This window comes from Pseudomonas sp. NPDC077408 (genome assembly GCF_050269105.1).
Lineage (GTDB): Bacteria > Pseudomonadota > Gammaproteobacteria > Pseudomonadales > Pseudomonadaceae > Stutzerimonas.
Window position 1 is genome coordinate 572,385 of the sequence record NZ_JBNNHS010000002.1, and the last position, 25,548, is coordinate 597,932.

The 25,548-nt window shown below is 61.4% G+C and carries 22 protein-coding genes and 1 pseudogene; 15 read left to right on the forward strand and 8 right to left on the reverse strand.

The genetic code is table 11. The features are described 5' to 3' along the window. Nucleotides 1-186 precede the first annotated feature (186 nt). From ACQKEK_RS07630 to ACQKEK_RS07640, 3 genes are all read right to left on the reverse strand, one after another. Nucleotides 187-345, reverse strand: coding sequence for a YqaE/Pmp3 family membrane protein (locus tag ACQKEK_RS07630; RefSeq protein WP_045423855.1), 159 nt, complete (start codon nucleotides 343-345; stop codon nucleotides 187-189). A gap of 389 nt (nucleotides 346-734) precedes the next feature. Continuing rightward, nucleotides 735-950, reverse strand: a complete 216-nt coding sequence (locus ACQKEK_RS07635; protein WP_045423854.1) for a hypothetical protein — start codon at nucleotides 948-950, stop codon at nucleotides 735-737. Further along, entirely contained in the window at nucleotides 950-1,783 is an 834-nt protein-coding gene (locus ACQKEK_RS07640) for an MBL fold metallo-hydrolase (protein WP_499141872.1), read from the reverse strand. Before ACQKEK_RS07640 ends, ACQKEK_RS07635 begins: the two co-directional genes overlap by 1 nt. A gap of 240 nt (nucleotides 1,784-2,023) precedes the next feature. Here ACQKEK_RS07640 and ACQKEK_RS07645 point away from each other — a divergent pair, with 240 nt between their 5' ends. From ACQKEK_RS07645 to ACQKEK_RS07655, 3 genes are read left to right on the forward strand one after another with little or no spacing between them, the layout of a single operon-like run. After that, nucleotides 2,024-3,388 (forward strand): NfeD family protein, encoded by a 1,365-nt coding sequence (locus ACQKEK_RS07645; RefSeq protein WP_499141873.1) that lies wholly within the window; start codon nucleotides 2,024-2,026, stop codon nucleotides 3,386-3,388. A gap of 3 nt (nucleotides 3,389-3,391) precedes the next feature. Then, nucleotides 3,392-4,153, forward strand: coding sequence for a slipin family protein (locus ACQKEK_RS07650; protein WP_128121625.1), 762 nt, complete (start codon nucleotides 3,392-3,394; stop codon nucleotides 4,151-4,153). A gap of 9 nt (nucleotides 4,154-4,162) precedes the next feature. Beyond that, on the forward strand, nucleotides 4,163-4,663 hold the full coding sequence (locus tag ACQKEK_RS07655; RefSeq protein WP_499141874.1) for an LEA/WHy family protein: 501 nt from the start codon (nucleotides 4,163-4,165) through the stop codon (nucleotides 4,661-4,663). Nucleotides 4,664-4,849: 186 nt separating this feature from the next. On the opposite strand, the gene treF is transcribed toward ACQKEK_RS07655, so the two are convergent. Continuing rightward, entirely contained in the window at nucleotides 4,850-6,448 is a 1,599-nt protein-coding gene (gene treF, locus ACQKEK_RS07660) for an alpha,alpha-trehalase TreF (RefSeq protein WP_128121664.1), read from the reverse strand. Beyond that, a complete protein-coding gene (locus tag ACQKEK_RS07665; protein ID WP_128121623.1) occupies nucleotides 6,445-7,212 on the reverse strand; it encodes an SDR family NAD(P)-dependent oxidoreductase in 768 nt (255 codons plus the stop codon). The genes treF and ACQKEK_RS07665 overlap by 4 nt, the downstream gene beginning before the upstream one ends. A gap of 198 nt (nucleotides 7,213-7,410) precedes the next feature. On the opposite strand from ACQKEK_RS07665, the gene rarD reads away from it, so the two are divergent. Further along, a complete protein-coding gene (gene rarD / locus ACQKEK_RS07670; protein WP_045423842.1) occupies nucleotides 7,411-8,304 on the forward strand; it encodes an EamA family transporter RarD in 894 nt (297 codons plus the stop codon). Nucleotides 8,305-8,311: 7 nt separating this feature from the next. Here the strand turns inward: rarD and ACQKEK_RS07675 are convergent, their stop codons facing one another. Then, complete coding sequence (locus ACQKEK_RS07675) at nucleotides 8,312-8,830, reverse strand: glycine cleavage system transcriptional repressor (RefSeq protein ID WP_127840299.1); 519 nt, start codon at nucleotides 8,828-8,830, stop codon at nucleotides 8,312-8,314. 294 nt (nucleotides 8,831-9,124) lie between these two features. On the opposite strand from ACQKEK_RS07675, the gene ACQKEK_RS07680 reads away from it, so the two are divergent. The 11 genes and pseudogenes from ACQKEK_RS07680 (at nucleotide 9,125) to ACQKEK_RS07730 (ending at nucleotide 23,034) form a co-directional block, all read left to right on the forward strand. Beyond that, nucleotides 9,125-11,305 carry a malate synthase G gene (locus ACQKEK_RS07680; protein ID WP_499141875.1) on the forward strand — a complete coding sequence of 727 codons (2,181 nt, stop codon included), beginning with the start codon at nucleotides 9,125-9,127 and terminating at the stop codon, nucleotides 11,303-11,305. A gap of 554 nt (nucleotides 11,306-11,859) precedes the next feature. Then, a pseudogene (locus ACQKEK_RS07685) lies at nucleotides 11,860-13,128 on the forward strand (methyl-accepting chemotaxis protein); the annotation flags it as partial. A 21-nt stretch (nucleotides 13,129-13,149) separates the two neighbouring features. After that, nucleotides 13,150-14,298, forward strand: a complete 1,149-nt coding sequence (locus tag ACQKEK_RS07690) for a hypothetical protein (RefSeq protein WP_499141878.1) — start codon at nucleotides 13,150-13,152, stop codon at nucleotides 14,296-14,298. A gap of 11 nt (nucleotides 14,299-14,309) precedes the next feature. Continuing rightward, nucleotides 14,310-14,714, forward strand: coding sequence for a type 2 periplasmic-binding domain-containing protein (locus ACQKEK_RS07695; RefSeq protein ID WP_499141879.1), 405 nt, complete (start codon nucleotides 14,310-14,312; stop codon nucleotides 14,712-14,714). 184 nt (nucleotides 14,715-14,898) lie between these two features. After that, nucleotides 14,899-16,833: a putative nucleotidyltransferase substrate binding domain-containing protein gene (locus tag ACQKEK_RS07700; protein WP_499141880.1), complete on the forward strand. Its 1,935-nt coding sequence runs from the start codon at nucleotides 14,899-14,901 to the stop codon at nucleotides 16,831-16,833. Continuing rightward, the gene (locus tag ACQKEK_RS07705; RefSeq protein WP_499141881.1) at nucleotides 16,830-17,534 is read left to right on the forward strand and encodes a 3'-5' exonuclease; all 705 of its coding nucleotides are present in this window, start codon (nucleotides 16,830-16,832) and stop codon (nucleotides 17,532-17,534) included. The genes ACQKEK_RS07700 and ACQKEK_RS07705 overlap by 4 nt, the downstream gene beginning before the upstream one ends. A gap of 121 nt (nucleotides 17,535-17,655) precedes the next feature. Continuing rightward, nucleotides 17,656-18,171, forward strand: coding sequence for an RNA polymerase sigma factor (locus tag ACQKEK_RS07710; RefSeq protein WP_499141883.1), 516 nt, complete (start codon nucleotides 17,656-17,658; stop codon nucleotides 18,169-18,171). 2 nt (nucleotides 18,172-18,173) lie between these two features. After that, nucleotides 18,174-19,151 (forward strand): FecR domain-containing protein, encoded by a 978-nt coding sequence (locus ACQKEK_RS07715; protein ID WP_499142232.1) that lies wholly within the window; start codon nucleotides 18,174-18,176, stop codon nucleotides 19,149-19,151. A gap of 126 nt (nucleotides 19,152-19,277) precedes the next feature. Continuing rightward, nucleotides 19,278-21,704, forward strand: coding sequence for a TonB-dependent siderophore receptor (locus ACQKEK_RS07720; protein WP_499141884.1), 2,427 nt, complete (start codon nucleotides 19,278-19,280; stop codon nucleotides 21,702-21,704). After that, nucleotides 21,704-22,828 (forward strand): PepSY-associated TM helix domain-containing protein, encoded by a 1,125-nt coding sequence (locus ACQKEK_RS07725; RefSeq protein ID WP_499141886.1) that lies wholly within the window; start codon nucleotides 21,704-21,706, stop codon nucleotides 22,826-22,828. Before ACQKEK_RS07720 ends, ACQKEK_RS07725 begins: the two co-directional genes overlap by 1 nt. Before the next feature lie 20 nt (nucleotides 22,829-22,848). Further along, the gene (locus tag ACQKEK_RS07730; protein ID WP_499142234.1) at nucleotides 22,849-23,034 is read left to right on the forward strand and encodes a hypothetical protein; all 186 of its coding nucleotides are present in this window, start codon (nucleotides 22,849-22,851) and stop codon (nucleotides 23,032-23,034) included. 122 nt (nucleotides 23,035-23,156) lie between these two features. Here the strand turns inward: ACQKEK_RS07730 and ACQKEK_RS07735 are convergent, their stop codons facing one another. Together ACQKEK_RS07735 and ACQKEK_RS07740 are read right to left on the reverse strand one after the other, a co-directional pair. Beyond that, the gene (locus tag ACQKEK_RS07735; RefSeq protein WP_499141887.1) at nucleotides 23,157-23,678 is read right to left on the reverse strand and encodes a hypothetical protein; all 522 of its coding nucleotides are present in this window, start codon (nucleotides 23,676-23,678) and stop codon (nucleotides 23,157-23,159) included. 98 nt (nucleotides 23,679-23,776) lie between these two features. Then, nucleotides 23,777-25,546: a sodium:solute symporter family protein gene (locus tag ACQKEK_RS07740; protein WP_499141888.1), complete on the reverse strand. Its 1,770-nt coding sequence runs from the start codon at nucleotides 25,544-25,546 to the stop codon at nucleotides 23,777-23,779. Between the last annotated feature and the right edge of the window lie 2 nt (nucleotides 25,547-25,548).

Here is a 25,548-nt window from a genome sequence, read left to right on the forward strand (position 1 = left end):
CAGTGACCCACGGCCACGCGGGCGGCTGCGTCGCCACCAGCGAACGCCTCCGATCCCGACAAGTTCTTGGTGATTCGCGCGAGATGCCACAACGCGCGCAGTCGACCGCGGACTGTACACCGCCCCGCTTGCGAGCACAAAAAAGCCCGGCCGAATGGCCGGGCCCTGTTGCTAGCTGATCAACCCTCAGCGACGGGCGATGATCCAGACTGCGTGAATGATGCCGGGGATGTAGCCCAACAGCGTCAGCAGAATATTCAGCCAGAAGGCGCCGCCCAGGCCGACTTGCAGGAACACCCCTAGCGGCGGCAGCAATATAGCGATGATGATGCGAATCAGGTCCATTGTGGTTCCCCCTCAGTCTGGTTTTGGCCAATTGGCTTACTGTGAATCGACCGGATCGCCGGAGAGGGGTTCCTTTCCGGCGGGAATCAGGGGCTGGCAGGGCCACAGGACCTGGGAGTTCGATGGAACAACCACAACCGAGACGGCAGTGATTTCAAGCAACCGGTAGCGACCGTTTGAGTCGCCAGGGGCACCCAACGGGTGCACGAGAGAGAGAACGCGGCTGGCCATGGAATTGGGTCAGCTGAATGCGCAGATGCCGCCTGCCTTGTGAGCCGCGCGCAACGCCAAGCAGTATCGCTTCAGCCAGCGGACTATCGCAGATACATCAAGCCCGTCGCCATACGCGAAAGGTCGAACATGACAACCGGATTCCCGAGCCAGTGCCGCTACCGGTGCCTTGGCGGTTCAGGCCTGTTGCGCTTGCGCCGGATGTTGATCCACGACAGCACGGCCAGCGCCAGCATCAGCCCGGTCATGTTGAAGTTGCCGATCACTGCGTAGCCCAACGCCGCCAGCGAACAGGCTACGAAACCGACCCACCGCACGTAGCCCATCATGGTGCGCACCGCGCCGCCGACGCGATCATCCTCTGGCTGCCCCATCAAACCGACCTCACCCGCATGCGTTCAAGCTCCTTGGCATCATGGCTGCAGAACAGCGTCACCTCGTCCTTGTGTTCCAGCGACAGGGTCCAGAGCCGATGCTGGTTGGCCAGGCGCGCCGTGCGATCGGTCTCCATCATGCGCTGATAGAAGCGCAGCCCCGGCGTGCAATGACGTTCGATCTGGCCGACTTCATCGCGGTAGAAATAAGCGTCACCGGCGTGCAGCAGCCAACCGTGGCCGGTATCCAGCGCGACGCCGGCGTGGCCATGGGTGTGCCCAGTGAGCGGAATCAGCAAGATCTCCGGCGGAAGGCCGCGCAACTCGCGTACCGCCTGAAAACCGAACCAGGTGTCCCCGCCCGGCTCGTAGAACTGCCAGTGGCGCACCTCGTCCCATTGCTGGTGGCGATAGCGGCGGTGGCCGAGGAAACTGTGGGTCGAGCGCGCCGCGTCCATCTCGCGCTGAAGCACGTGCACCTGGGCATTGGGAAAGTCCGCGAGCCCACCGGCGTGGTCGAAATCCAGATGGGTGAGCACGATGTGCTGCACGTCATCCGCGCTGAAACCCAACTGCCGAACCTGCTCCAGCGCCGTGAAGCGACGCTCGAACTTGATGTTGTTGAAGGCAATGAAGAACGAACTGAGTCGCTTGCGTGGCTCCAGCACATCGCAGCTGCCAAAGCCGGTATCGACCAGCACCAGCCCATGTCCATCGGTCTCGATCAACAGACAGTGGCACACCAGGCTGGCGGTCAGCCCGCTGCTGAAGCCGTCGAACAGCTTGCCGCCGACCGGGCACATACAGCCGCAATTGAGATGATGAACGCGCATGGAAATCTCCTCAGGAGCGGAGCATCACGCAACGGAGCGCTGCGCGGTCGAGCCCCTTTGTTCAGCCTCGTATGAGTTGTGAGGCTCACCTACCGCGCATAGTTCAGGTGTCGGCGCCATTGATCGATGACCTGAGGCAAGGCCCGGCACGATGGAGAGGAACCTGCGGCTGGCTGGACTATCCTCTGAGGACTGCCTCGATCAATCACCGGCTTGCCGTCGACCTGGGAGTCACCGCTGATGCACCGTCGCTTCACTCATCGATTCGCCTGGCTGCTTGGCGTGCTGCTGGCCTTCGCCAGTGCTGCACATGCGGCCGACCCGGTCATGGTGCTGCGAGTAGACGGGATTATCGGCCCGGCTAGCGCCGACTACGTCATCCGCGGCATCCAAAAGGCGCAGGAGGCTGATGCGCAGCTGCTGGTGTTGGAGCTGGACACGCCCGGCGGGCTGGATAGTTCGATGCGCGCCATGATCAAGACAATCCTCGCCAGCCCGGTGCCTATAGCCACCTATGTCACGCCCAGCGGCTCGCGGGCGGCCAGCGCCGGCACCTACCTGCTCTATGCCAGCCACATCGCCGCGATGACTCCCGGCACCAACCTGGGCGCCGCAACTCCGGTGCAGATCGGTGGCGGTGGGGGCACACCGGTGCCTTCACCGGATGCCGAGAAGGAAAATGAAAACAGCGGCGACGCCATGAGCCGCAAACAGGTCAACGACGCAGCAGCGTACATTCGCGGTCTGGCGCAACTGCGCGAGCGCAATGCCGAATGGGCCGAGCGGGCGGTGCGAGAGGCCGTCAGCCTCTCGGCAGCCGAGGCGCTGGAGCAGAACGTGGTCGACTACCTGGCTAGCGATCTCGATGACCTGCTGACCCAGCTAAATGGCAAGACGGTCGAGACCCGCGCAGGCACGCGCACGCTGCAGACTGCCGACGCCGCGCTCGAGCGCCATGACCCGGACTGGCGGGTGCGCCTGCTGGCCGTGATCACCAACCCCAGCGTGGCGCTGATCCTGATGATGATCGGCATCTATGGACTGGTTTTCGAATTTTCCAACCCGGGCACCGGTGGTGGCGGCGTCATCGGCGGAATCTGCCTGCTGCTGGCGATGTTTTCGCTGCAGATGCTGCCGGTCAACTATGCGGGCGTCGCGCTGATTCTGCTGGGCCTGGCGTTCATGGTCGCCGAGGCCTTCGTTCCCAGCTTCGGCGTGCTCGGCCTCGGCGGCGTGGCCGCCTTCGTCACCGGCGCGGTGATTCTGATCGACACCGAAGTGCCGGGCTTCGGCATCCCGCTGGCGCTGATCGGCACGCTTGCTGTCATCAGCGCGTTGCTGGTCTTTGGCATCGTCAGCATGGCGCTGAAAGCCCGGCGGCGACCGATAGTCAGCGGCGATGCCGAACTGATCGGCACACTGACCCAGATTACCGGCATCAAGCCAGATGAGCCGGGCACCGGTTGGGTGCAGCTACACGGTGAACACTGGCAGGTGCATGGGACCGGGCCACTGCAGGTGGGCCAGCAGGTCCGCGTGGTGGCAAGGCATGGCTTGCAACTGGATGTGACTGCGGCCGACAGGCCGTCAACCGAGAAGAGGTGAAGCATGGGTCTTGAAATGAGTTTTATCGTCGTCGCGGTGCTGGTGATTGCACTGCTGGCTTCGACGTTCCGCATCTTGCGTGAATACGAGCGCGGCGTGGTGTTTCAGCTGGGCCGCTTCTGGAAGGTCAAGGGGCCGGGGCTGATCCTGATCATTCCCGGCATCCAGCAGATGGTCCGGGTCGACCTGCGCACATTGGTCCTCGACGTTCCGACCCAGGACGTAATCTCGCGCGACAACGTCTCGGTGAAGGTCAATGCGGTGGTCTACTACCGCGTGCTGGATGCTGAAAAGGCGATCATCCAGGTCGAGGACTACCACTCGGCCACCAGCCAGTTGGCGCAGACGACGCTGCGTGCGGTGCTCGGCAAGCACGATCTGGACGACATGCTGGCCGAACGCGAGCAGCTCAATAACGACATTCAGCAAGTGCTCGACGCGCAGACCGACGCCTGGGGCATCAAGGTCGCCAACGTCGAAATCAAGCATGTGGACCTCGACGAATCGATGATCCGCGCCATCGCCCGGCAGGCCGAGGCGGAACGCGAGCGGCGGGCCAAGGTCATTCATGCTGAGGGCGAATTGCAGGCGTCTGAGAAACTGATGCAGGCCGCCGAAATGCTGGGTCGCCAGCAAGGAGCGATGCAGCTGCGCTACATGCAGACCTTGAGCAACATCGCTGGCGACAAGAACTCGACCATCGTTTTCCCGCTGCCTATGGAGCTGCTCCAAGGCCTGAGCAACCTCACCAAGAAAAATGAATAGAGACCCTTTATGCCCCTGCGCTCAGCCGTACCCGTTGTTCGCCTGCTGTCGGTCTGCCTGCTGGCACTGACGCTCACTGCCTGCGCTGCCTTCTTCCAGCGCGACCCACTGAAAGTACAGGTGGCCGGCATCCAGCCGCTGCCCGGCGAAGGGCTGGAGCTGCGCATGGCGGTGAAACTGCGGGTGCAGAATCCCAACGACCGCCCGCTGGATTACGACGGCGTAGCCCTGGAGCTGGAAATCAACGGACGCAACCTGGCCAGCGGCGTCAGCGACGCAAGCGGCACCATCCCACGCTTCGGCGAAACCGTATTGAGCGTGCCGATGACCATCTCGGCATTCTCTGCCGCGCGGCAAGCGCTGGGCCTGGCTGAGCACATCGGCATGGATGAAGTGCCCTATGTGCTGCGCGGGAAACTGGCGGGCGGGAGTACGTTCGGCACTCAGCGGTTCATCGAGAAAGGCACCCTGAATCTGGAAGGCGCGTTGCCGAGCCCGTATCGGCGGTGAATCGCTGAGTTTCGCAGCTGGCAGACGCGCGCTGGCAAGCGGATAACTAAGCCAGCGGCATCTCCAACGCCTCACAAGCAAGCTCGCGCCTACTAAAGGCATCGACCGCCTCGCCGCGTAGAGCGCGCTTGCTCGCAAATGGCGGGCATGCCGGCCCGCTCCAGTTGCGGTGGCTGTCCGCCCGGTTCATTCCACCCGGCAGCGACCGGCTCGGCAACGGTGGGCTTCATGGGACGGGTCGGCCTGCATCAGTTTGCGGGTCACGCCATTGGTCCAACCGAAGCCATCCTGCAATGGATACTCACCACCGCCGGCGTGTTCGGTGCAGGGCCGCAGCACGTATTTCTCCACCAGCTTGCTCTCGCTTTCAAACAGCAGCGAGACGATCTTCAGCCAGCGCTCTTCGATCTGCAGTGCCAGTGCATCGTGACCATAGTGTTGCAGCCCACGGATGCCCATCCATTGCAGCGGCGCCCAGCCGTTCGGGCGGTCCCACTGCTCACCACTGCCGCCGACCTCGGTGGTGGATAGCCCGCCGGGGGCGAGCAGCCGTTCACGAACCACCTCAGCCACCCGCGCCGCCTGCTCGGCACTGGCAAGCTTGACGAACAGCGGCGTCACGGTGGCAGCGGTAAGGTTGTCTCGCGGTTTTGCGAGGCACCAGTCGTAGTCGAAATAGGCGCCGTGCTGCTCGCTCCACAGGTAACGGTCAATCGCTGCCAGACGTGCTTCAGCACGCTGACGGAACGCCTCGGCGCAGTCATGCCAGCCCTTGGCGTGACTGAGACGGGCGATCTGTCGCTCAAGGTTGTAGAGAAAGCTGTTCAGGTCCACCGGAATGATCTGCGTGGTGCGAATGCTTGACAGCCGCTGGGGGTCACCCAGCCAGCGCGAACTGAAATCCCAACCGGACTCGGCGCCGGCGCGCAGGTCACGATAGACCTCATGCGCGGGCCGGCTGGATGAACGCGCCGTTTCGACGTCTTCGAGATAGGACTCCTCGCGCGGCGTGTCCCGCTCATCCCAATAGCGATTGAGTACGCTGCCATCGGCCAGACAAACGCAGCGACGATGGGATTCTCCAGGCCGCAACTGATCGTCCCCATCGGTCCAGAACGCATGCTCCTTGCGCAACTGCGGCAGGTAATCGTTGGCGCGATGCACGCCGGACTCCTCGAACAGGTCGGTCATCAACGCGAAAACCGGCGGCTGCGAGCGGCTCAGGTAATAGGAGCGGTTGCCATTGGGCACATGGCCGTAGGTATCGATCAGGTAGGCGAAATTATCCGCCATTGATCGCAGCAGCTCGCAATGCCCACTCTCATCCAGCCCGAGCATGGTGAAGTAGGAATCCCAGTAATACAGCTCGGTAAAACGACCACCCGGCACCACGTAGTCGTGGGGCAGCGGCAGCAGGGAGGAGAATTCCGGGTGCTGACGCGGGTGCCGGGTCAGCACTGGCCAGAGCCGGTCGATGTGCTCAGCCAGGGTATCGTCGGGGTTGGCGACGAACTCGGTTGGCTGTCGCTGGTAGACCTCGAAGTGCTCCAGCACAAATCCGCGTAGATCGAAGCCGGGCTCGCTATTCTGCGCCCGGTAGGCTTCGAGAATACGCTCCGGATGCTGCCGCGGGGCGCAGTCGACGAAGGTCTTGCTGTCAGCAAACACCCGCTGCATCTGCACCGCCACGAACAGTTCCTGGTAACGGTCCGCGGGGGTCAGGGTATCGGCGGCCGAAACCGCACGAGTGTCGTAATCGAAGTCGCTCGAAGGGGTATCGGTCATTGCTCGCTGTAATTCCATAGCAGTCCACCATCTATCACCAGTGTAGTGCCGGTGACGTAGTCGGCGTCGTCCGAGGCGAGAAAGGCCACTGCACCGGCCACATCGTGCGGCTGCCCCAAACGCTTGGCCGGAATGTTCTCCAGCAGCCCGGCGAGTTTTTCCGGTTCGTTCATCAGCGCCTGATTGATTGGCGTCTCGATCGCGCCGGGTGCGACGTTGTTGACGGTGATCCCCAGCGGTGCCAGTTCGATCGCCAGGTTGCGCGTCAGCATTTTCAGACCGCCCTTGCTGGAGCAGTAGGCACTGAAATTGGGAAATGGCAGCTCCTCGTGAACCGAGCTGTTGTTGATGATCCGCCCGCCCCGCTCGGTGTCACGCAAGTGCCGGGCAAACGCCTGAGACAGAAAGAACGGGCCGCGCAGATTGACGTTTAGCACCTGGTTGTAGTCCGCCTCGCTCACCTCGAGAAAGGCGTCGTGTTTCTGCACCCCGGCGTTATTGACCAGAATGTCCAGGCGGCCCATCTGCTCGACGGCCTGCTCAACCAGCCGATAGCAATTGGCAGGTTCTGCAACATCCGCGGCGATAAAGCAGACCCGATGCCCTTGGGCGCGCACCTGCTCGAGTGTTTCGCGCGCCTGGTCGTCGTCATGTCGCCCATTGATAACCAAATCGGCGCCTTCCTTCGCCAGGCGTATGGCGATGCCGCGGCCTATGCCCTGGGTGCTGCCGGTAACCAGGGCGACCTTGTTCTGCAGTTTCATCGAACACCTCGTGTGGCTGTCGAGTCGCAGCGGCGACCCCGAGTCGTCCACCTTGAGACGGGCTGCAGGCGGGCGCGTTCAACCTCGGGTGTTTGCGAATGCTTCCGGAACGCGCCCGGGGCGGTCTGCGCAGCAGACAAATGCCTGCATCAGAGCGCAAAATGGCCGGCTCTCCGCCGCCCCGCTTTCAGGACAGCCATGGCCACCGCCGATCTGCGCAAGGGTTACCTACTGGGTCTGATGACCTTTTCCATCTGGGGCCTGTTCCCGCTCTACTTCAAGTCCATCGAGCAGTACGCGGCGCTGGAAATCGTCACTCAGCGGGCCATCTGGTCAGCGCTGTTCGGCACGCTGGTGCTGAGCCTCTGGCGCCACGCAGGCTGGTGGCAGGAGTTGCTTGCCCATCCGCGGCGGATCGGTGTGCTGATGATTTCCAGCGTGCTGATCGCCAGCAACTGGCTGATCTACGTCTGGGCGGTGAACCACGACCACATGCTCGAGGCGAGCCTGGGCTACTACATCAATCCGCTGGTCAATGTGCTGCTGGGGCTGATCGTGTTGCGCGAGCGCCTGCGCCCGCTGCAATGGTTGGCCGTGGCGATGGCGGCTGTCGGCGTGCTGCTGCAGCTGATCACCCTCGGCGACTTTCCCTGGGTGTCGATCGCGCTGGCGCTGAGCTTTGGCAGCTACGGCCTGTTGCGCAAGCAAGCGCCGGTCGCCGCCCTGCCGGGTTTGGTGGTGGAAACCTGGCTGCTGTTGCCGATCGCGCTGGGCTGGCTGTTTTTCTTCGGCACTGGCCCAAGTACTGAATGGTCGTTCTGGACCGAGCCGCAGGCGCTGTGGCTGGTGGCTGCCGGGCCGGTCACGCTGCTGCCACTGCTGTGCTTCAACGCAGCGGCCAGGCATCTGCCCTATTCGACCCTGGGCTTCCTGCAGTACATCACGCCCACGTTGCTGCTGCTGCTCGCGGTATGGGTGTTCGACGAGCCCTTCCCGGCCGATCGCCAGCTGGCCTTTGTCTGCATATGGGCGGGACTCGCCGTGTACAGCTACGACGCCTGGCGCGTGATGCGCAAAGGCGCCATGCGTTAACGGCAAGTCAATCGGCAGGCTGCAGTTTCAACTCCACCATCAGGTCGTCGGCAAGCGTTTCTAGGTGTTCCTGCAGCTCGTCCAAGGACAGTTCACTCGGCACGGCCAACCGCGCATCAGCCCGGAACAGCAACTCGTTGGTCATCGGCGCGGGCAGAACGTCGGTGTCCAGGCTTTCCAGATTGACGCCGTGGCGGGCAAGCAACTGGGTGATATCACGGACGATGCCCGCGCGGTCGTTGCCCACCAGCTGCAGCTGAATCATCTGCCAACGCCGCTCTGGCTCCGCGCCGCTTTGCGCAACGAGTACCCGGATACCCTGTTGCTCAAGCTGCTGCAGGGCCTCGCTGAGATCAGCGTGAGCCTGAGCCGGCACCGCGACCCGCAGAATTCCGGCGAACTGGCCCGCCATACGCGACATGCGGCTCTCCAGCCAGTTGCCCCCATGCTCGGCGATGCACTTGGCCAGGCATTCGACCAGCCCCGGCTGGTCCTCGGCAATCACGGTAAGAACGAGATGATCCATCTGTGGCTCCTTTAATAGAGAAATACGGCAAGCGGCGTTGGCCGTGCGACTGCTGAGAGTAATGGACCGCTCTCGTGGCGTGCGACTCCATAGGTATAGAACAAACGTCGCCAACGCCGTATCAAAGAGGCCGGTACGCCGCGTGCCGACTGCCGGATGAGCAACAATCCAGGGCCTTGAGCTTGCGCCGTGTGGCGGACTGATTTTCCGAACGGCTTCATGTAGTATCCGTCGACCCGGACTACAAGAAGAAACTGTCCGACGGATTTGAAGAAGAACCAAGTGAGGCGAGTAATGACTGAGCGCGTTCAAGTCGGTGGCCTGCAGGTCGCCAAAGTCCTGTACGACTTCGTGAACAACGAAGCGATTCCTGGTACCGGCGTTGATGCCGATGCCTTCTGGGCCGGCGCTTCCAGCGTCATCCATGACCTGGCGCCAAAGAATCGCGCGCTGCTGGCCAAGCGTGACGACCTGCAGGCCCAGATCGACGCCTGGCACCAGGCGCGTGCCGGTCAGGCCCACGATGCCGCGGCCTATAAAGCCTTCCTGCAGGAAATCGGCTACCTGCTGCCGGAAGCCGAAGACTTCCAGGCCACTACCCAGAACGTTGACGAAGAAATCGCCAGCATGGCCGGCCCGCAGTTGGTGGTGCCGATCATGAACGCGCGCTTCGCCCTCAACGCCGCCAATGCGCGCTGGGGCTCGCTGTATGACGCGCTCTACGGCACCGATGTGATCTCCGAAGAAGACGGCGCCAGCAAAGGCCCCGGCTACAACGAAGTCCGCGGCAACAAGGTCATCGCCTACGCACGCAACTTCCTCAATGAAGCCGCACCGCTGGAAACCGGCTCCCACGTCGACTCCACCGGCTACCGCATCGAAGGCGGCAAGCTGGTCGTTTCGCTCAAGGACGGCAGCACCACCGGCCTGAAGAACCCGGCCCAGCTGCGCGGCTTCCAGGGCGACGCCAACGCACCGATCGCCGTGCTGCTCAAGCACAACGGCATCCACTTCGAAATCCAGATCGATCCGTCCAGCCCCATCGGCCAGACCGATGCAGCCGGCGTGAAGGACGTTCTGATGGAGTCGGCACTGACGACCATCATGGACTGCGAAGACTCGATTGCTGCGGTCGATGCCGATGACAAGACCATCGTCTACCGCAACTGGCTCGGCCTGATGAAGGGCGATCTGGCCGAGGAACTGGACAAGGGCGGCAAGCGCATCACCCGCGCCATGAACCCGGACCGCGTCTACACCCAGGCCGACGGCAACGGTGAGCTGACCCTGCACGGTCGCTCGCTGCTGTTCATCCGCAACGTCGGTCACCTGATGACCAACGACGCCATCCTCGACAAGGACGGCAACGAAGTCCCCGAAGGCATCATGGACGGCCTGTTCACCAGCCTGGCCGCGATTCATAACCTCAAGGGCAACACCAGCCGCAAGAACACCCGCACCGGCTCGATGTACATCGTCAAGCCGAAGATGCACGGCCCGGAAGAAGTGGCCTTCGCCACCGAACTGTTCGGCCGCGTCGAGGACGTCCTCGGTCTGCCGCGCAACACCTTGAAGGTCGGCATCATGGACGAGGAGCGTCGCACCACGATCAACCTCAAGGCCTGCATCAAGGAAGCGCGTGAGCGTGTGGTGTTCATCAACACCGGCTTCCTCGACCGCACCGGCGACGAAATCCACACCTCCATGGAAGCCGGCCCGGTAGTACGCAAGGCCGCCATGAAGTCGGAGAAGTGGATCAGCGCCTACGAGAACAACAACGTCGACGTGGGCCTGGCCTGCGGCCTGCAGGGCAAGGCGCAGATCGGAAAGGGCATGTGGGCCATGCCTGACCTGATGGCCGCGATGCTCGAGCAGAAAATCGGTCACCCCATGGCTGGCGCCAACACCGCCTGGGTTCCGTCGCCGACCGCTGCCACCCTTCATGCCATGCACTACCACAAGGTCGACGTGCAGGCGCGTCAGGTCGAACTGGCCAAGCGCGAGAAGGCCTCCATCGACGACATCCTCACCATCCCGCTGGCGCAAGACACCAACTGGAGCGAGGAAGAGAAGCGCAACGAGCTGGACAACAACTCGCAGGGCATCCTCGGCTACATGGTTCGCTGGGTCGAACAGGGCGTCGGCTGCTCCAAGGTGCCGGACATAAACGACATCGCGCTGATGGAAGACCGCGCCACCCTGCGTATTTCCAGCCAGCACGTGGCCAACTGGATGCGCCACGGCGTGGTGACCAAGGATCAGCTGGTCGAAAGCCTCAAGCGCATGGCGCCGGTAGTCGACCGCCAGAACCAGGGCGACCCGCTGTACCGTCCGATGGCGCCGGACTTCGACAACAGCGTGGCCTTCCAGGCCGCCCTGGAGCTGGTCCTCGAAGGCACCAAGCAGCCCAACGGCTACACCGAGCCGGTGCTGCATCGCCGCCGCCGCGAGTTCAAGGCCAAGAACGGCCTGTAACCCGCACTGCTGCTGAGACTGAACCGCCCCACGGGGCGGTTTTTTTATGCCTTGTTTCAGCTGAGCGGCGCTCAAGTTATGCCTGCGACATCCGATAACGTGACTCGAAGATCACTTCCAGTCACAATATTTCAGATAGATGGCACTCCGCCATTAGTCGCCTTCTCGTAGTATCCGCCACCCCGCCGTGGAGTCGTTGCATGTTCAAAAATTTCTCGCTAACCGCGAAGCTGTCGCTGGTTCCTGCCGTCGCCCTGCTCGGGCTAATCCTTTATGTCGGCTATACCTCGCTGCAGCTTTCTGCAACGGATTCGCGTCTGGTCAGCATCGAAACTCAGAGCTATCCCACACTGGAAAAAACCGACGCGGTGATCTTCCAGTTTTCCCGTATACCCGGCCTGCTAAACAATGCCGTGGCAGCGGGCGAGTCGGGCATTCTCGACGAAGCACGCCAAGTACTCAGCGAAATCGATGCGCAGCAACAGGCGCTCGCCACGCTCCTGAACGCTCAACCGCAACGGCTACAGGCGCTCAACGAGTGGCGCAATGCAGTCAAGACTTACGCCGACAATGCGCTCGATGCTTCAGCGAAGCTGATCGATGGCAGTGCGTCGTTCGATGACCTACGGCCGAGCCTGGACCGTATGGCCAGCGATCTCGCTCAGGCTCAGAAACTCGCATCTGACTTCCGCACCGGTGCCTATCAGGATTTCCAGCAAACCCTGGCCGAAACCCGTGAAGCCAACGAAGCCACCACACGCCTGGGCATCATCCTCAGCGTAGTGCTGATCGTGGTGGTCAGTCTCGGCGCCTGGCTGGTGATACGCAGCGTGATGGCCAACGTGCGCGGCGTGATTGCCTCGCTGCAATCCATTGCACGCGGCGATGGCGACCTGACGCAACGCGTGAACGTCGAATCGAACGACGAAATCGGCGCCATGATCGAACTGTTCAATGGCTTTCTCGACAAGCTGCAGCACACGATTCGCCAGATCATCGAGGCGGCCAGCCCGCTCGGCCAGGTATCGAAAGAACTCTACAACCTGACCCAGGGCTCGGAAGAAAACGCCAAGTCGCAGCAGCACCACACCGACTCCATCACCCGCGACATCCTCACCATGACCGGCAGCATTCAGGAGGTCGCGCAGCGTTCGCAGCAGGCTTCCAATGAAGCCAACTCCGCCGCACGCCAGGCCGCCACGGCACGTGAGCATGTCAGCAGCCTGTCCACCGGAATCAGCGACTTGGGTGACAGCGTGATGGGCGCGGTCAAGGCCATGGAACAGCTGGAGGAAGAAACCCAGGAAGTCGGCTCCGTACTCACGGTGATCCGCAGCATCGCCGAGCAGACCAACCTGCTCGCGCTGAACGCCGCCATCGAAGCCGCCCGCGCCGGCGAACAGGGTCGCGGCTTCGCCGTGGTAGCTGACGAGGTGCGTAACTTGGCGCAGAAAACCGCAGCTTCGACGGCAGAGATTCAGCAGATCATTCAGCGTCTGCAAAGCAGCGCCAACACGGTGCTCAACGTGATGAACAGCAATGGCGAGAAATCACGCGCCAGCATCGAGCGCTCGGTGGAAGCGACCCAGCTGCTCGAGACAATCGCCCGCACCGTCAACCAGATCGACGAACTCAACGCCGGGATAGCCCAATTCACTCAGGAGCAGATCGGCCTGTCGAGTTCCATCCAACAAGAAACCCAAGTGTTGCAGCAGGACGCAAAAGCAACCGCAAACGGCGCCGAAGCCACCGCCCGACTGGGCGAGCAACTGGTCAGCACGGGCGATCACCTGCGTGCGGCCACGGCCCAATTCCGCGTTTAAATTGATTTTAGGAGCACCCTGATGACCGCAGTACGTGTTATCGGCCTGGCAGCCGTCTGCCTGGCGACCACTCAAGCCTTCGCCCTCGAGCAAGGCGAGCACCGCTTCAACGGTTTCGGCACCGTCGGTTTCACCCATCTGGGTGGTGAAGACGATGGCCGCAGCTATGGTGTTCAAGGCCAAACCAACGACTCCTGGCGCGGCGACCAACTGTCCAAATTCGGCGCCCAGCTGAGCTACGGCGTGACCGATACCGTCGGCGTGACCGTTCAGGCCACTGCCAAGGCACAGCAGGATGAGTGGAAAGCCAACCTGGAGTGGGCTTACCTCTCGTGGCAGACCACCGATCAGCTGATGCTCCGCGCCGGTCGCCTGCGCAGCCCGGTTTACATGTATTCCGAAAGCCTCGACGTCGGCTATAGCTACCCTTGGCTGCGCCTGCCCGACGAGGTGTACAGCCAGGTCCAGGTGACCAACTACGAAGGCGTCGATGCGGTCTACACCGTGCCGCTTTCCTATGGCTCAGTGACCGTCCAGGTCGCGGGTGGTCAGTCCAAGAATCGTGACTACTACGCCTATGACGAGCAGTTCGATATTGACTACGGCAACCTGTTCGGCGCCAGCGTCAGCCTGGCCACCAATGATTTCGGTACGCTGCGCGTCGGCTATGTCGAAGCGGATATCAAGACCGACATCAGCGGTACGGTGGACGCCAGTGCCCTCGGCCTTGGCACGAGCCGTTCGCTTTCACTCCTGAGCCTCGATAAAGAGAAAGGTAAGTTCACTTCGATCGGCTACCAGTACGACAACGGCACCTGGGTCAGCAGCAACGAATGGACCTCGCGCATGATCGAAAACGACGGTATGGAGTCGATCGATTCCTTTTACCTGATGGGCGGCCGCCGCCTCGGTGATTTCCTGCCGCACGTGACTTACGCACAGCTGGATGACAACGGTGGCCGCCAGAACTCCTGGACGCTGGGCCTGAACTACCAAGCCGCCCCGACCGTTGTGGTCAAGGGCGAGTACAAGCGCGTCGACACCAAAAATGGCTATGACGGTGTGTTTACCCGCAACGCACAGGAAGTGTTTGAAAATGCCGTTGGCATTGCTCCTACCCGTAACTACGACGGCGACATTGTTTCCGTCGGCGTTGATTTCGTATTCTGAGGAGCGTCCAGATGAAAACATCCCTTCGCATCCTCAGCAGCGCAGTGCTGCTCGGCATGGTTTCCATGGCTCAAGCTGAAGTCGCGGTCATCGTTAATCCCGGTGCCGCCAAGGCGCCGTCGCAGTCCGACGTGGCCAACATCTTCCTGGGCAAAGACAAGTCCATGAAAGGTGTCGACCAAGCCGGCTGGACTCCTGCCAAAGAGGCTTTCTATTCAGGCGTCACGAATAAGAACGAGTCGCAGCTCAAGTCATATTGGTCCGGGCTGATCTTCACCGGCAAGGGCCAGCCACTGCCAAGCGTCGCCGACGACGCAGCGATGGTCGCCAAGGTTGCCGCCGAAGCCGACGCCATCGGTTATGTCGACAGCGCCGCGGTCAACGATTCGGTCAAGGTGCTGTTCACCCTGCCGTAATCGAACGCACCACCAGAACCGCCCTACGGGGCGGTTTTTTTTATGCGCGCAAAATCCTGCTACAACCCTGCCCGCTCAGCTGACCCGTGTCAGCCCGATGCAGCCTGCCGGCGACTAGACTTACGTCCAATGTGCCCCACCGGACCCACAGCCCACCATTGGGCGCAAAAAATGGAACCGAACCATGAGCAAAGCCGATGCTTTCGCCGAGGCAGGCAAGACCGCCGTACTGCAGAATATCCACGGAACCATGGAGTTTCTGCATAAGTACCCGCCGTTTAATCAGATGGAGCCGGGACACCTCGCCTATCTGGTGGAGAACTGCCAGCTGCGCTTTTACAGCGAAGGCGATTGCATCATTTCGCCTGATGATGGCGTCGTCGAACACTTCTACATCATCAAGCAGGGCCGGGTTCATGGTCAGCGCCCACATACCAGCAAGCGCGGCACCGACACCACCTTCGAGGTGATCGTCGGCGAATGCTTTCCGATGGCCGCGCTGATGGGCGAGCGTGCCACCCGCACCGGGCACTTCGCCGCCGAAGACACCTTCTGCTTCCTGTTGAACAAGCCCGCCTTCGTCAAGCTAGTCTCCAAATCCGCAGCATTTCGTGATTTCGCCATGCGCGGCGTCAGCAGCCTGCTCGACTTGGTCAATCAGCAGGCGCAGATGCGCGCGGTGGAGAGCTTGGGCGAGCAATACTCACTGGAGACGCGCATCGGCGAGCTCGCTTTGCATCATCCGGTCTCTTGCCTGCCATCGATGCCACTCGCCGATGCGGTGGCCCTGATGCACGAAAACAACACCGGCAGCGTGGTGATTACCGACCTCGAATTTTACCCGCGAGGCATCTTCACCTTGCGCGATCTGCGCCGCGTGATCGGCACCGGTACGACCGACCTGTCTGCTCCGATAGCGGAATTCATGACGCAGGATCCATTCCATCTCCCGCCGGATGCAACGGCCTTCGATGCCGCCATTGCCATGACCGAGCGTCACATCGCTCACGTCTGCGTTGTCGATAAAGGCCTGCTGAGCGGAGTGATTTCCGAGCGCGATCTGTTCTCGCTGCAGCGCGTCGACCTGGTTCATCTGGCGCAGGCGATTTCGCACGCCGACAGCGTCGAGACGCTGGTAATCATCCGCAGCCGGATCTTGCAGCTGGTCGACAATATGCTGGCGCACGGCGCCTCCTCTACGCAGATCACACACATCATCACGCTGCTCAACGACCATACGGTTTGTCGCGTGATCGAACTGGCCATCGAATTGCTCGGCGACCCCGGCATCCCTTTCACCTGGCTGTGCTTCGGCAGCGAAGGGCGCCGCGAGCAGACCCTGCATACCGATCAGGACAACGGCATGCTCTTCGAAGCCGCTGACGCAGCCGACGCCGCCTCTATCCGGGGCCGCCTGCTGCCGCTTGCAGAGCGCATCAACCACGATCTGGACACCTGTGGCTTCACCCTGTGCAAGGGCAACATCATGGCCAGCAACCCGCAGCTGTGCCTTTCACGACTCGAATGGCAGCGGCGCTTCAGCGCCTTCATTCGGGAATCGACACCGGAAAATTTGCTCAGCAGCACCATTTATTTCGACCTGCGCGCGATCTGGGGTCCCAGCGAGGGGTGCGAGCAGCTGCGCAGCAACATGCTTGAAGAGGTCGGCGACAGTCGGTTATTCCAACGCATGATGGCGGAAAACGCGCTACGTCATCGTCCGCCCGTAGGACGTTTTCGCGATTTCGTGGTGACCCGCAAAGGCGACGGCAAAGCGACCCTGGATCTCAAAGTGCAGGGCCTGACACCCTTCGTAGACGGAGCGCGGCTGCTGGCGCTGGGCCACGGCATCACAGCGTGCAATACGTTGGATCGATTGCGTCAGCTGGTCGAAAAAGATGTCATCGACGGAAAGGATGGTGCTGCCTATGAAGAGGCCTACCATTTCATCCAGCAGACCCGCATGCAGCAGCACCAGCAGCAGGCACGCGAGGGAAGGCCCTACTCGAACCGGCTCGACCCCGACACACTTAATCACCTGGATCGGCGTATCCTGCGCGAATCCTTTCGCCAGGCCCAGCGCCTACAGAGCAGTCTGGCGGTCCGCTACCAGTTATGAATATGCCCTGGTTCAAACGTCGCGGCCCTACCCTCGAACTCGAACAACTGCAACGGCGTGATCAGCTTGTGCCGCCTGCTGCCCTGGACCTTTGTCCGCTCGACGTGCAGCGCATGGTGGTGCTTGATCTTGAAACCAGCGGTCTCGACATGCGCCGCGATATCGTCCTTTCCATTGGCGCGGTGGTCATCGAGCGAGGCGGCATCCAACTGGGGGACCAGTACGAGTCGACACTGTTGCGCCGGGCGCAAAAGGTCAGCGAAAGCGTGCTGATCCACGGGATTGCGCCAAGCGAACTCGAAGCGGGCGAAGACCCGGCCGAAGCACTTCTAGATTTGATGGAGTTCATTGGCGACAGCCCGATTCTGGCATTCCACGCCGGTTTCGATCAGCGCATGCTCACCCGCGCGTTAAAACAGACGCTAGGCTACAAGCTGCGCCATCCATTCATCGACATCGCCGAAGTTGCACCCATGCTCTGCCCCGACAACCGACCGAGACAAAACGGTCTGGATGACTGGTGTAGCCATTTCGGACTTCAAGTTCTGCAACGCCATCACGCCAGCGCAGATGCACTGGCCACTGCCGAGCTGGCGTTGATCCTGTTCAGCAAGGCGCGTCGACAGGGCGTGGACAGCCTTGAGGCGATGAGCCAACGATTGGCCAACTGGCGCAAACGGCAGCAGGCTCAATTCATGTAATGGGGCTTGCCGGGTTCCTGATCGAACGGCGCAACATCCTCGTTGCACCGCTGCCGGCAACTTGCGATCATGTGCGAATAGTTCTCGTTATTGGCCGAGGTGTCGGCCTTGGAGCATTCGCTTGTCGGCTGGGTCGACCCATCAACAGTTCGTGGGCTCGCTGTATCGCGATCATCGCGATTGGCTGTTGAACTGGCTGCGCCGCCACCAGGCGTGCCCTCATCGCGCCGAGGATCTGAGCCAGGACACCTTTCTGCGGCTGCTCAAGCGTGATGATATAGGCGATCTACGTGAGCCACGCCCTTTGCTTGCGACGATCGCTCGCGGGCTGTTGATCGATCATTTTCGTCGCAGCGCGCTGGAGCGCACCTATCTCGATGAGCTGGCACTGCAGCCGGAAGACACGCAACCCAGCGCCGAGGATCAGCTGCAAGTGCTCCAGGCATTGCGCGAAGTGAACCTCATGCTCGGAGCGCTCTCGGCTAATGCACGTGCAGCCTTCTTCTATAACCGCCTGGACGGCCTGACCCACGCCGAAATTGCGTCGCGCCTCGGCGTCTCAGTTCCACGCGTAAGACAGTACCTCGCCCAGGCTCTGCGCCAGTGTTATATCGCCGTTTACGGTGAGCCTAGATGAGTATGGACCGGCAACCGGTATCGGCCCGTGTGCTCGATGAGGCCATCGCCTGGCAGCTGCGTCTTGGCGACGGTGACGCGAGCCCTCAGGTCCGCAAGGCGCTACAACGCTGGTTGAGTGAAAGTGCCGAGCACGCTAAAGCCTGGGCACAACTGGGCGGCATCGATCAGCAACTCGGCACCATTAATTCCCCAACCGCGCGAAGGGCGTTGCAGATCAGTGCTCACTCCGGACGGCGGACAGTAGGTGGTGCGCTTCTGGGCCTGGCATTACTGTGCACGCTGGGCATGGGAATCGCACTGCAATCGCAGCCGCTGCCGGTGTGGTTAGCTGACGAACGCACCGGCGCCGGAGAACAGCTGAGCGTTACGCTTACTGACAATAGCCACATACAGCTAAACAGCCGCAGCGCACTGGATATTCACTTCGATCAGCAAGAGCGCCGGCTGTTTCTGCACAGCGGTGAGGTGCTTGTTGAAACCGCACCGGGCAATGACCCAAGGCCCTTTATCGTCGAAACCGAACAAGGCGATCTGCGCGCGCTCGGCACGCGATTTATCGTTCGGCGAGAAGGTGATGCGACCCGCCTGGTCGTACTCCGATCCGCTGTGGCCGCGCTTCCCGGCGGCCTACAGGCGGGTCGCACCGTGCAGGCTGGCGAGCAGGTACTGATGCGCCGCGATCAGCTCGATGACAATCAGGCAGCACCGGTTGCTGCAGACGCCTGGAGCCGGGGCATGCTCGTGGTAGAAGATCTACCGTTGAGCGAGCTGCTAGCCATACTCGGTGAGTATCGCCGTGGTTACCTCGGCCTCGACCCGAGCCTCGAATCCCTGCGCATCAGCGGCAGTTTTCCGCTGCACGACACCGACCGCGCGCTGGCAGCCCTGCCACCCAGCCTACCGGTGCAGATCGAGCGGCACACTGATTGGTGGGTCAAGGTCGTTCCGGCGCAACCTGTCAGCGATCCGGGCAAGTAGCTGCAGCGCCCATCACAGCGCTGGCTCAAGGCCCTAAAAAATATTCTCAGCTGCCCTATCACTTTTCTTTTCTCATCCGGCCTGATGAATAACTGAGACATATTCCTATTCGGGAGTTATTCACAAATGCCATCGTTTTCACTGTTCCGCCCCAGCCTTCTGGCCGTTGCTATTGCCGTCGCGCCACTGCCACTACTGGCACAGATGCCCAACGGAGAGTCGGCTGCTGGCGAGCTTCGCGAGTACTCTCTGCCCGCCGCGCCACTGGCCTCGACGCTGAATCGCATCGCCGCCGAAGCAGAGCTGGTGCTCAGTATTGATCCGGCGCTGGTCCGCGACCGCAAGGCCGAGCCGGTACAAGGCCGCTTCGATGGCCAGGGGGCGCTGCAGCGAGCCTTGCGCGACACCGGACTCGAACTTCGTCAGGACCCTTCGGGCAGCTTCAGTTTGCAGCAGGCAGCAACCGAGGCGATGGCACTGCCGGATGTCACCGTGACGGCAACCGAGGCGTTGGCTGAGGGCGGCGAAGAAAGCGGCTATCGCACCAGCGCCGTGCGAAACGTCGGCGCGCTGGGCGGAATGGCACTCCAGGATGCTCCCTATTCGGTGACAGTGATTTCCTCGGAGCTGATGGATAACATCCAGGCCACCTCCAGCGACGACATATTCAAGCTCAGCCCGACCACGCAGTTCACCTCCCCGACCAGCGCGGGTTACGCCAGCGCGGTAGCCATTCGCGGCTTCAGCGGCGTCGGCAACCTGAGCATCGCCAATGATGGCCTGCGATTCAGTAATAGCTACGATGGCGGAAATTTCATCGAGGAAATGGAGCGGCTGGAGATCCTCAGCGGCCTGTCCGGTTTTCTCTATGGTCCGGCCAGCCCCGGCGGACTGGTCAATTATGTGCTCAAGCGCCCCACTGCCGAGCGCTACAACAGCGTGACCTACGGCACCCCTGGCGGCGAGAACCAGTACCTGCACGGGGACTTCGGCGGGCCGATCGACAGCGAAGGCCTCTTCGCCTACCGCGTCAACCTGCTCGCCCAGGACGGCGAAACCGCCATTGACGGACAGGTCGAACGCCGTCACATGGCCAGCGTCGCACTGGACTGGAACGTCAGCGACGACTTGCTCATCCAGTTCGACGCCTCGCACAAGCAGAGCGAGACGCGGGGCCTAACCAGCTACTGGTACTTCGCCGATCAAGCATTCCGGCCTGATGCCGACGACTTGGAGAACGACGAGCTCTATAGCCAACGATGGGCCTACAACGACAGCCGCCACGACCGTGTCGGCAGCCGCTTCCAGTGGCGCTTGAGCGACGTGTTCAGCCTGCGCGGTGCGCTCGGCTACAGCCAGTACACGACCGAATACGCCTATACGGGGCCGACCGTGAACTCGGCCGGCGTGTACGTCCAGCCGCTCTACGCCTTCGCCCCGGTGGAAACCGAAGAGACCTCCGGTAACCTCTTCCTTGATGCGGTTTTCGACACCGTGGGCATCGGCCATGAGATGACCTTCGGTTACCAAGGAAACATTGCACGGGTTCGCTACAACACCGACTACATCCCGTTCCCGGGCCCACAATATGTATCGGTCACCCCCGAAGTGCCCTTCAGCGAGCGGCCGCAGGTGGCCAAGCCCGCCTACGATCTCGGCGATGGTGACTACCATCTGGCCAGCCGCAGCCAGTCCGACAGCGTGCTGATCGGCGACGTCATCACCTTCAACGAGCAATGGTCGACAATTCTTGGCGTGACGCACTCACGTATCAAGACCTTCAGCGACAACTTCGTCTGGGTCGAAGCGTTCGGCAGCCCGCCGGCGATCGAGGACTACAGCGAAACTAAAACCTCGCCCAACGTCTCGCTCGTCTACAAGCCGGTCGAGTGGCTTACGACCTACGTGACCTACATCGAAGGTCTGCAGACGGGTGGCGTAGCGCCGAGCGGCACGAACAACGCGGGCCAGGCACTGGCGCCGATCGTCAGCGAGCAGTACGAAATCGGTGCGAAAGCCGAGCTCGGCGGTGCCCTGTACACCGTTGCGCTGTTCGACATCGAGAAGCCCAACACCTACACCAATGCAGCCAACTTCTTCGTTCAGGATGGCATGCAGAACAACAAGGGCCTGGAGTTCAGCGTAACGGGCAACGTTACCCCAGCACTGACACTGGTGGGCGGCGTCACCCTGCTCGATCCGGTCGTAGAAGGCGCGGCGAATGCTGCCAACGACGGCAACCGCCCGGTCGACGTGGCTCGGCACCTGGCCAAGCTCTACGGCGAATACGCGATATTCGGCGTACCCGGCCTGACGCTCACCGGTGGCGCCTTCTATACGGGCAAGCAATACACCGACGAGGCCAACGACCACACCATCCCCTCGTTCACCACTTTCGACTTGGGCGGCCGCTATCGCATGGCCTTGGCGGATGAACGTGCCCTGACCCTGCGCGCCAACCTGAGCAATCTGACCGACGAGGAATACTGGCTGAGCAGCCATTACCTTGGAGCACCACGCACGCTCAAGCTGTCGGCGCAGCTGGAGTTCTGATGCGGGCCACCACCATCCGCCGCTGGTCCTTCGTCCATACATGGACCAGCCTGATCTGCACGCTGTTTCTCCTCTTACTGGCGGTCACTGGATTGCCGCTGATCTTCCATCACGAACTGGAACATCTGCTTGGTGAGGCTCCGGAGTTGCGTGAGATGGCACCCGATACGCCGCATCTCGATCTGCAGCAGTTGGTGACAGCCGCCGAGCGGCACCGCGAGGGTGAGGTGGTGCAGTATTTTGGCTGGGAAGCGGACGAGCCTAACGGGGTCGTGGCGATCACCGCTGCAACAGCCGGCACCGAGCCCAACTCTTCCTACACCTTCATGCTTGATGCCCGCACCGGCGAAGCGGTCGAAATGCCGGCGGCTAACGGCGGCCTGATGATGTTTTTCCTGCGCATGCATGTCGACATGTTTGCAGGGCTACCCGGCAAGCTGTTCCTGGCCTCGATGGGCTTGCTGTTTATCGTGGCAATCATTTCAGGCGTCGTGCTTTATGCGCCCTTCATGCGCCGGCTCCAGTTCGCTCAGGTACGTCACAGCCGCTCCAACCGGACTCGCTGGCTGGATCTGCACAACCTGATCGGTGTGGTAACGCTCAGCTGGGCGCTGGTAGTGGGTATTACCGGCGTGGTCAGCGCCTGCGCCGATCTGGTGATCGAGGCTTGGCGCGCCGACTCGCTCGCGTCAATGCTCGCGCCCTACCGTGATGCGCCAGCGCTGACGTCGCGCGCCCCGGCAAGCAACCTTCTGAACATCGCCACCCAAGCAGCACCCGGTATGCAGCCGGACTTCATTGCCTTTCCGGGCACGCGCTTTTCCAGCGAGCACCACTACACCGTATTCATGAATGGCAGCAGCCATTTAACCTCGCACCTGTTCACGCCTGTGCTGATCGATGCGCAGACACTGGAGGTCACGGCTGTAGGCGAGCGGCCTTGGTACATGGATGCGCTGGGTCTGTCACAACCACTGCACTTCGGTGATTACGGCGGTCGACCGATGCAGATTCTGTGGGCCGTGCTCGATGTGCTGACCATCATCGTACTGGGTAGCGGGCTTTATCTATGGTGGGTTCGCCGCCGCGGCATGCAGGCGGCAAGTCGCGAGGTGACAGCGTGAGCTGGCGTGAATCGACCTTCATGCTGCCGGGCCTGATTGCTGTGCTCAGCCTCGCTGGTCTTTTCGCTGCGCTTCTTGGGGATGGCTGGTGGGATGGAATTGCCTGGCTCGGCCTTGGCCTACCGGCAGTTCTCGGTATATGGCCGATGCTACGCCGGCGAACGACAACGCCGGTCCAGACTGGGCAGCCCAAGATCAAAAACTGACATATCAAGGCTTTTCGGCCTGCCGCCCGGCCTCCCTGGCCAGGCGTCGCTTCAAACGCAGTGCTGCGTTCCCATCAGCGGGCGCAGCGGTGTGCTAAACAAGTTCATCCGCCGCCCGGGGCTCAGCGCGACTCGGCGCCGCAGATGCGCCGGAATAGTGGCGAATCGGCGTCCAACTCGGTCAAGGTTTCGGCTTTGGCCTGACCCGCCTCGTTCAGCCTGAACATGGCCTTTTCCGCGCAAATCAGCTGATAACGTCCACTGACGACGGTGGAAGTTAGATGCTGCTTATCGAAGCGATACAGGACAAAGCGGGCGATGCGGCCCTGATTCGTATCCTGGATCTGCGCGTTTGCCTGATCGAGCACCGTGTAGCTCAAGGGCATGGGGTACATCATGGTCCATGGGCGCCACAACATTTCTCCCTCTTCGCTCGAAACAACCACGGTCCCTTCCGGCAGGCGGGCCTGTTTGGTTTCGAACCAGGTGTATTCGTAATGGATGGTGTAACTCAGCATTCCCAGACCAGCACAGACAGGAATGATCCATTTCGGCACTCGCTTGCGCGTCAGTGAGCGCAGCAGCAGCCCGATGCCTGCACCCGCTACACCAGCGACGATTGCCGCGATTAGATGCCAGAACATATAAAAACTCCCCTAAAAAAATCGGGCTTCCATATGGAAGCCCGACTTCTACCTCAACCTTGTGTCAGAACAGGTCTGACGTCCGGCTGCATTATCAGTTAGTGATCAAGCGCAACGCCAGCACCCTTAGGAGTACGAACGCTCTCGACCAGATCCTGAATCTCCTGCGGCGGAGCCTCGGTAGCCATCGACACAGCGTAGGCAACAGCGAAGTTCAGCATCGCACCTACCGCACCGAAGGCTTGCGGCGAGATGCCCATCCACCACTGATCAGGCGTGTTGGGGATGCTTGCAGTGCCAGGAATGAAGAACCAGCCCAGGTACAGGAAGATGTACACGGCGGTGGAAATTACACCAACCAGCATTCCTGCGACAGCGCCCTTGCTGTTCACACGCTTGGAGAAGATACCCATCATCAGCGCCGGGAACAGACTCGCTGCCGCAAGACCGAACGCCAGGGCGACGACCTGAGCCGCAAAGCCCGGAGGATTCAGGCCCAGCCAAGTCGCAAGCAGAATCGCTGCGGTCATGGCTAGACGGGCGGCCAGCATTTCGTTCTTCTCACTGATCTTTGGATTGATCAGCGTCTTGATCAGGTCATGACTGATGGCAGAGGAGATCGCCAGCAGCAGACCCGCAGCAGTTGAGAGCGCAGCAGCGATAGCACCGGCAGCGATCAGACCAATGACCCAGCCCGGCAGGTTGGCGATTTCCGGGTTGGCCAGAACAATGATGTCGTTGTTCACGGTCAGCTCGTTGCCATTCCAGCCACGCTCAGTAGCGGTCGGGGTAAAGGCGGCGTTGGTGTCGTTGTACATCTGCACACGACCGTCAGCGTTCTTGTCTTCCCAAGCGATCAGACCAGTCTTTTCCCAAGTCTGGATCCACTCTGGACGATCTTCGTAGCGGATCGCTTCGGCCTGTGGACCTTCCGGATAGATGGTCTGTACCAGGTTCAGGCGTGCCATGGAGGCAACAGCCGGCGCGGTGAGATACAACAGAGCGATGAAGATCAGCGTCCAGCCAGCGGACCAACGGGCGTCAGCCACCTTCGGTACGGTGAAGAAGCGGATGATCACGTGTGGCAGACCAGCGGTACCGATCATCAGCGACAGGGTGAACAGGAACATGTTCAGCTTGTTGTCGACGTCTGCAGTGTAAGCGGCGAAGCCGAGGTCAGTGACCACCTGGTTCAGTTTCTCGAGCAGCGGCATACCGGATTCGGTATGGGTGCTGAACATGCCGAACATCGGGATCGGGTTGCCCGTCAGCTGCATGGCGATGAACACGGCCGGAATGGTGTAGGCGATGATCAGAACCACGTATTGCGCCACCTGGGTATAGGTGATGCCCTTCATGCCGCCGAATACCGCATAGGCGAACACGATTACAGCAGCAATCCAGATACCGGTGGAGTTGCTCACTTCGAGGAAGCGAGAGAACGCCACACCCGCACCAGCCATCTGGCCGATTACGTAAGTTACGGAGATCAGGATAAGGCAGACGACTGCAGTCAGGCGCGCACCACGGCTGTAAAAACGGTCACCGATGAAGTCCGGAACCGTGAACTTGCCGAACTTGCGCAGGTAGGGCGCCAACAGCATCGCCAGCAGCACATAGCCACCGGTCCAGCCCATCAGGTACGCCGAAGTGGCATAACCGCCGGAGGCGATCAGACCTGCCATGGAAATGAAGGAAGCAGCAGACATCCAGTCTGCTGCCGTTGCCATGCCGTTGGTTACCGGGTGAACGCCACCACCAGCGACATAGAATTCTTTGGTCGAACCGGCGCGGGCCCAGATCGCGATCCCGATATAAAGCAGGAAGGACGCGCCCACGAACGACATGTTGATCCAATATTGGCTCATTC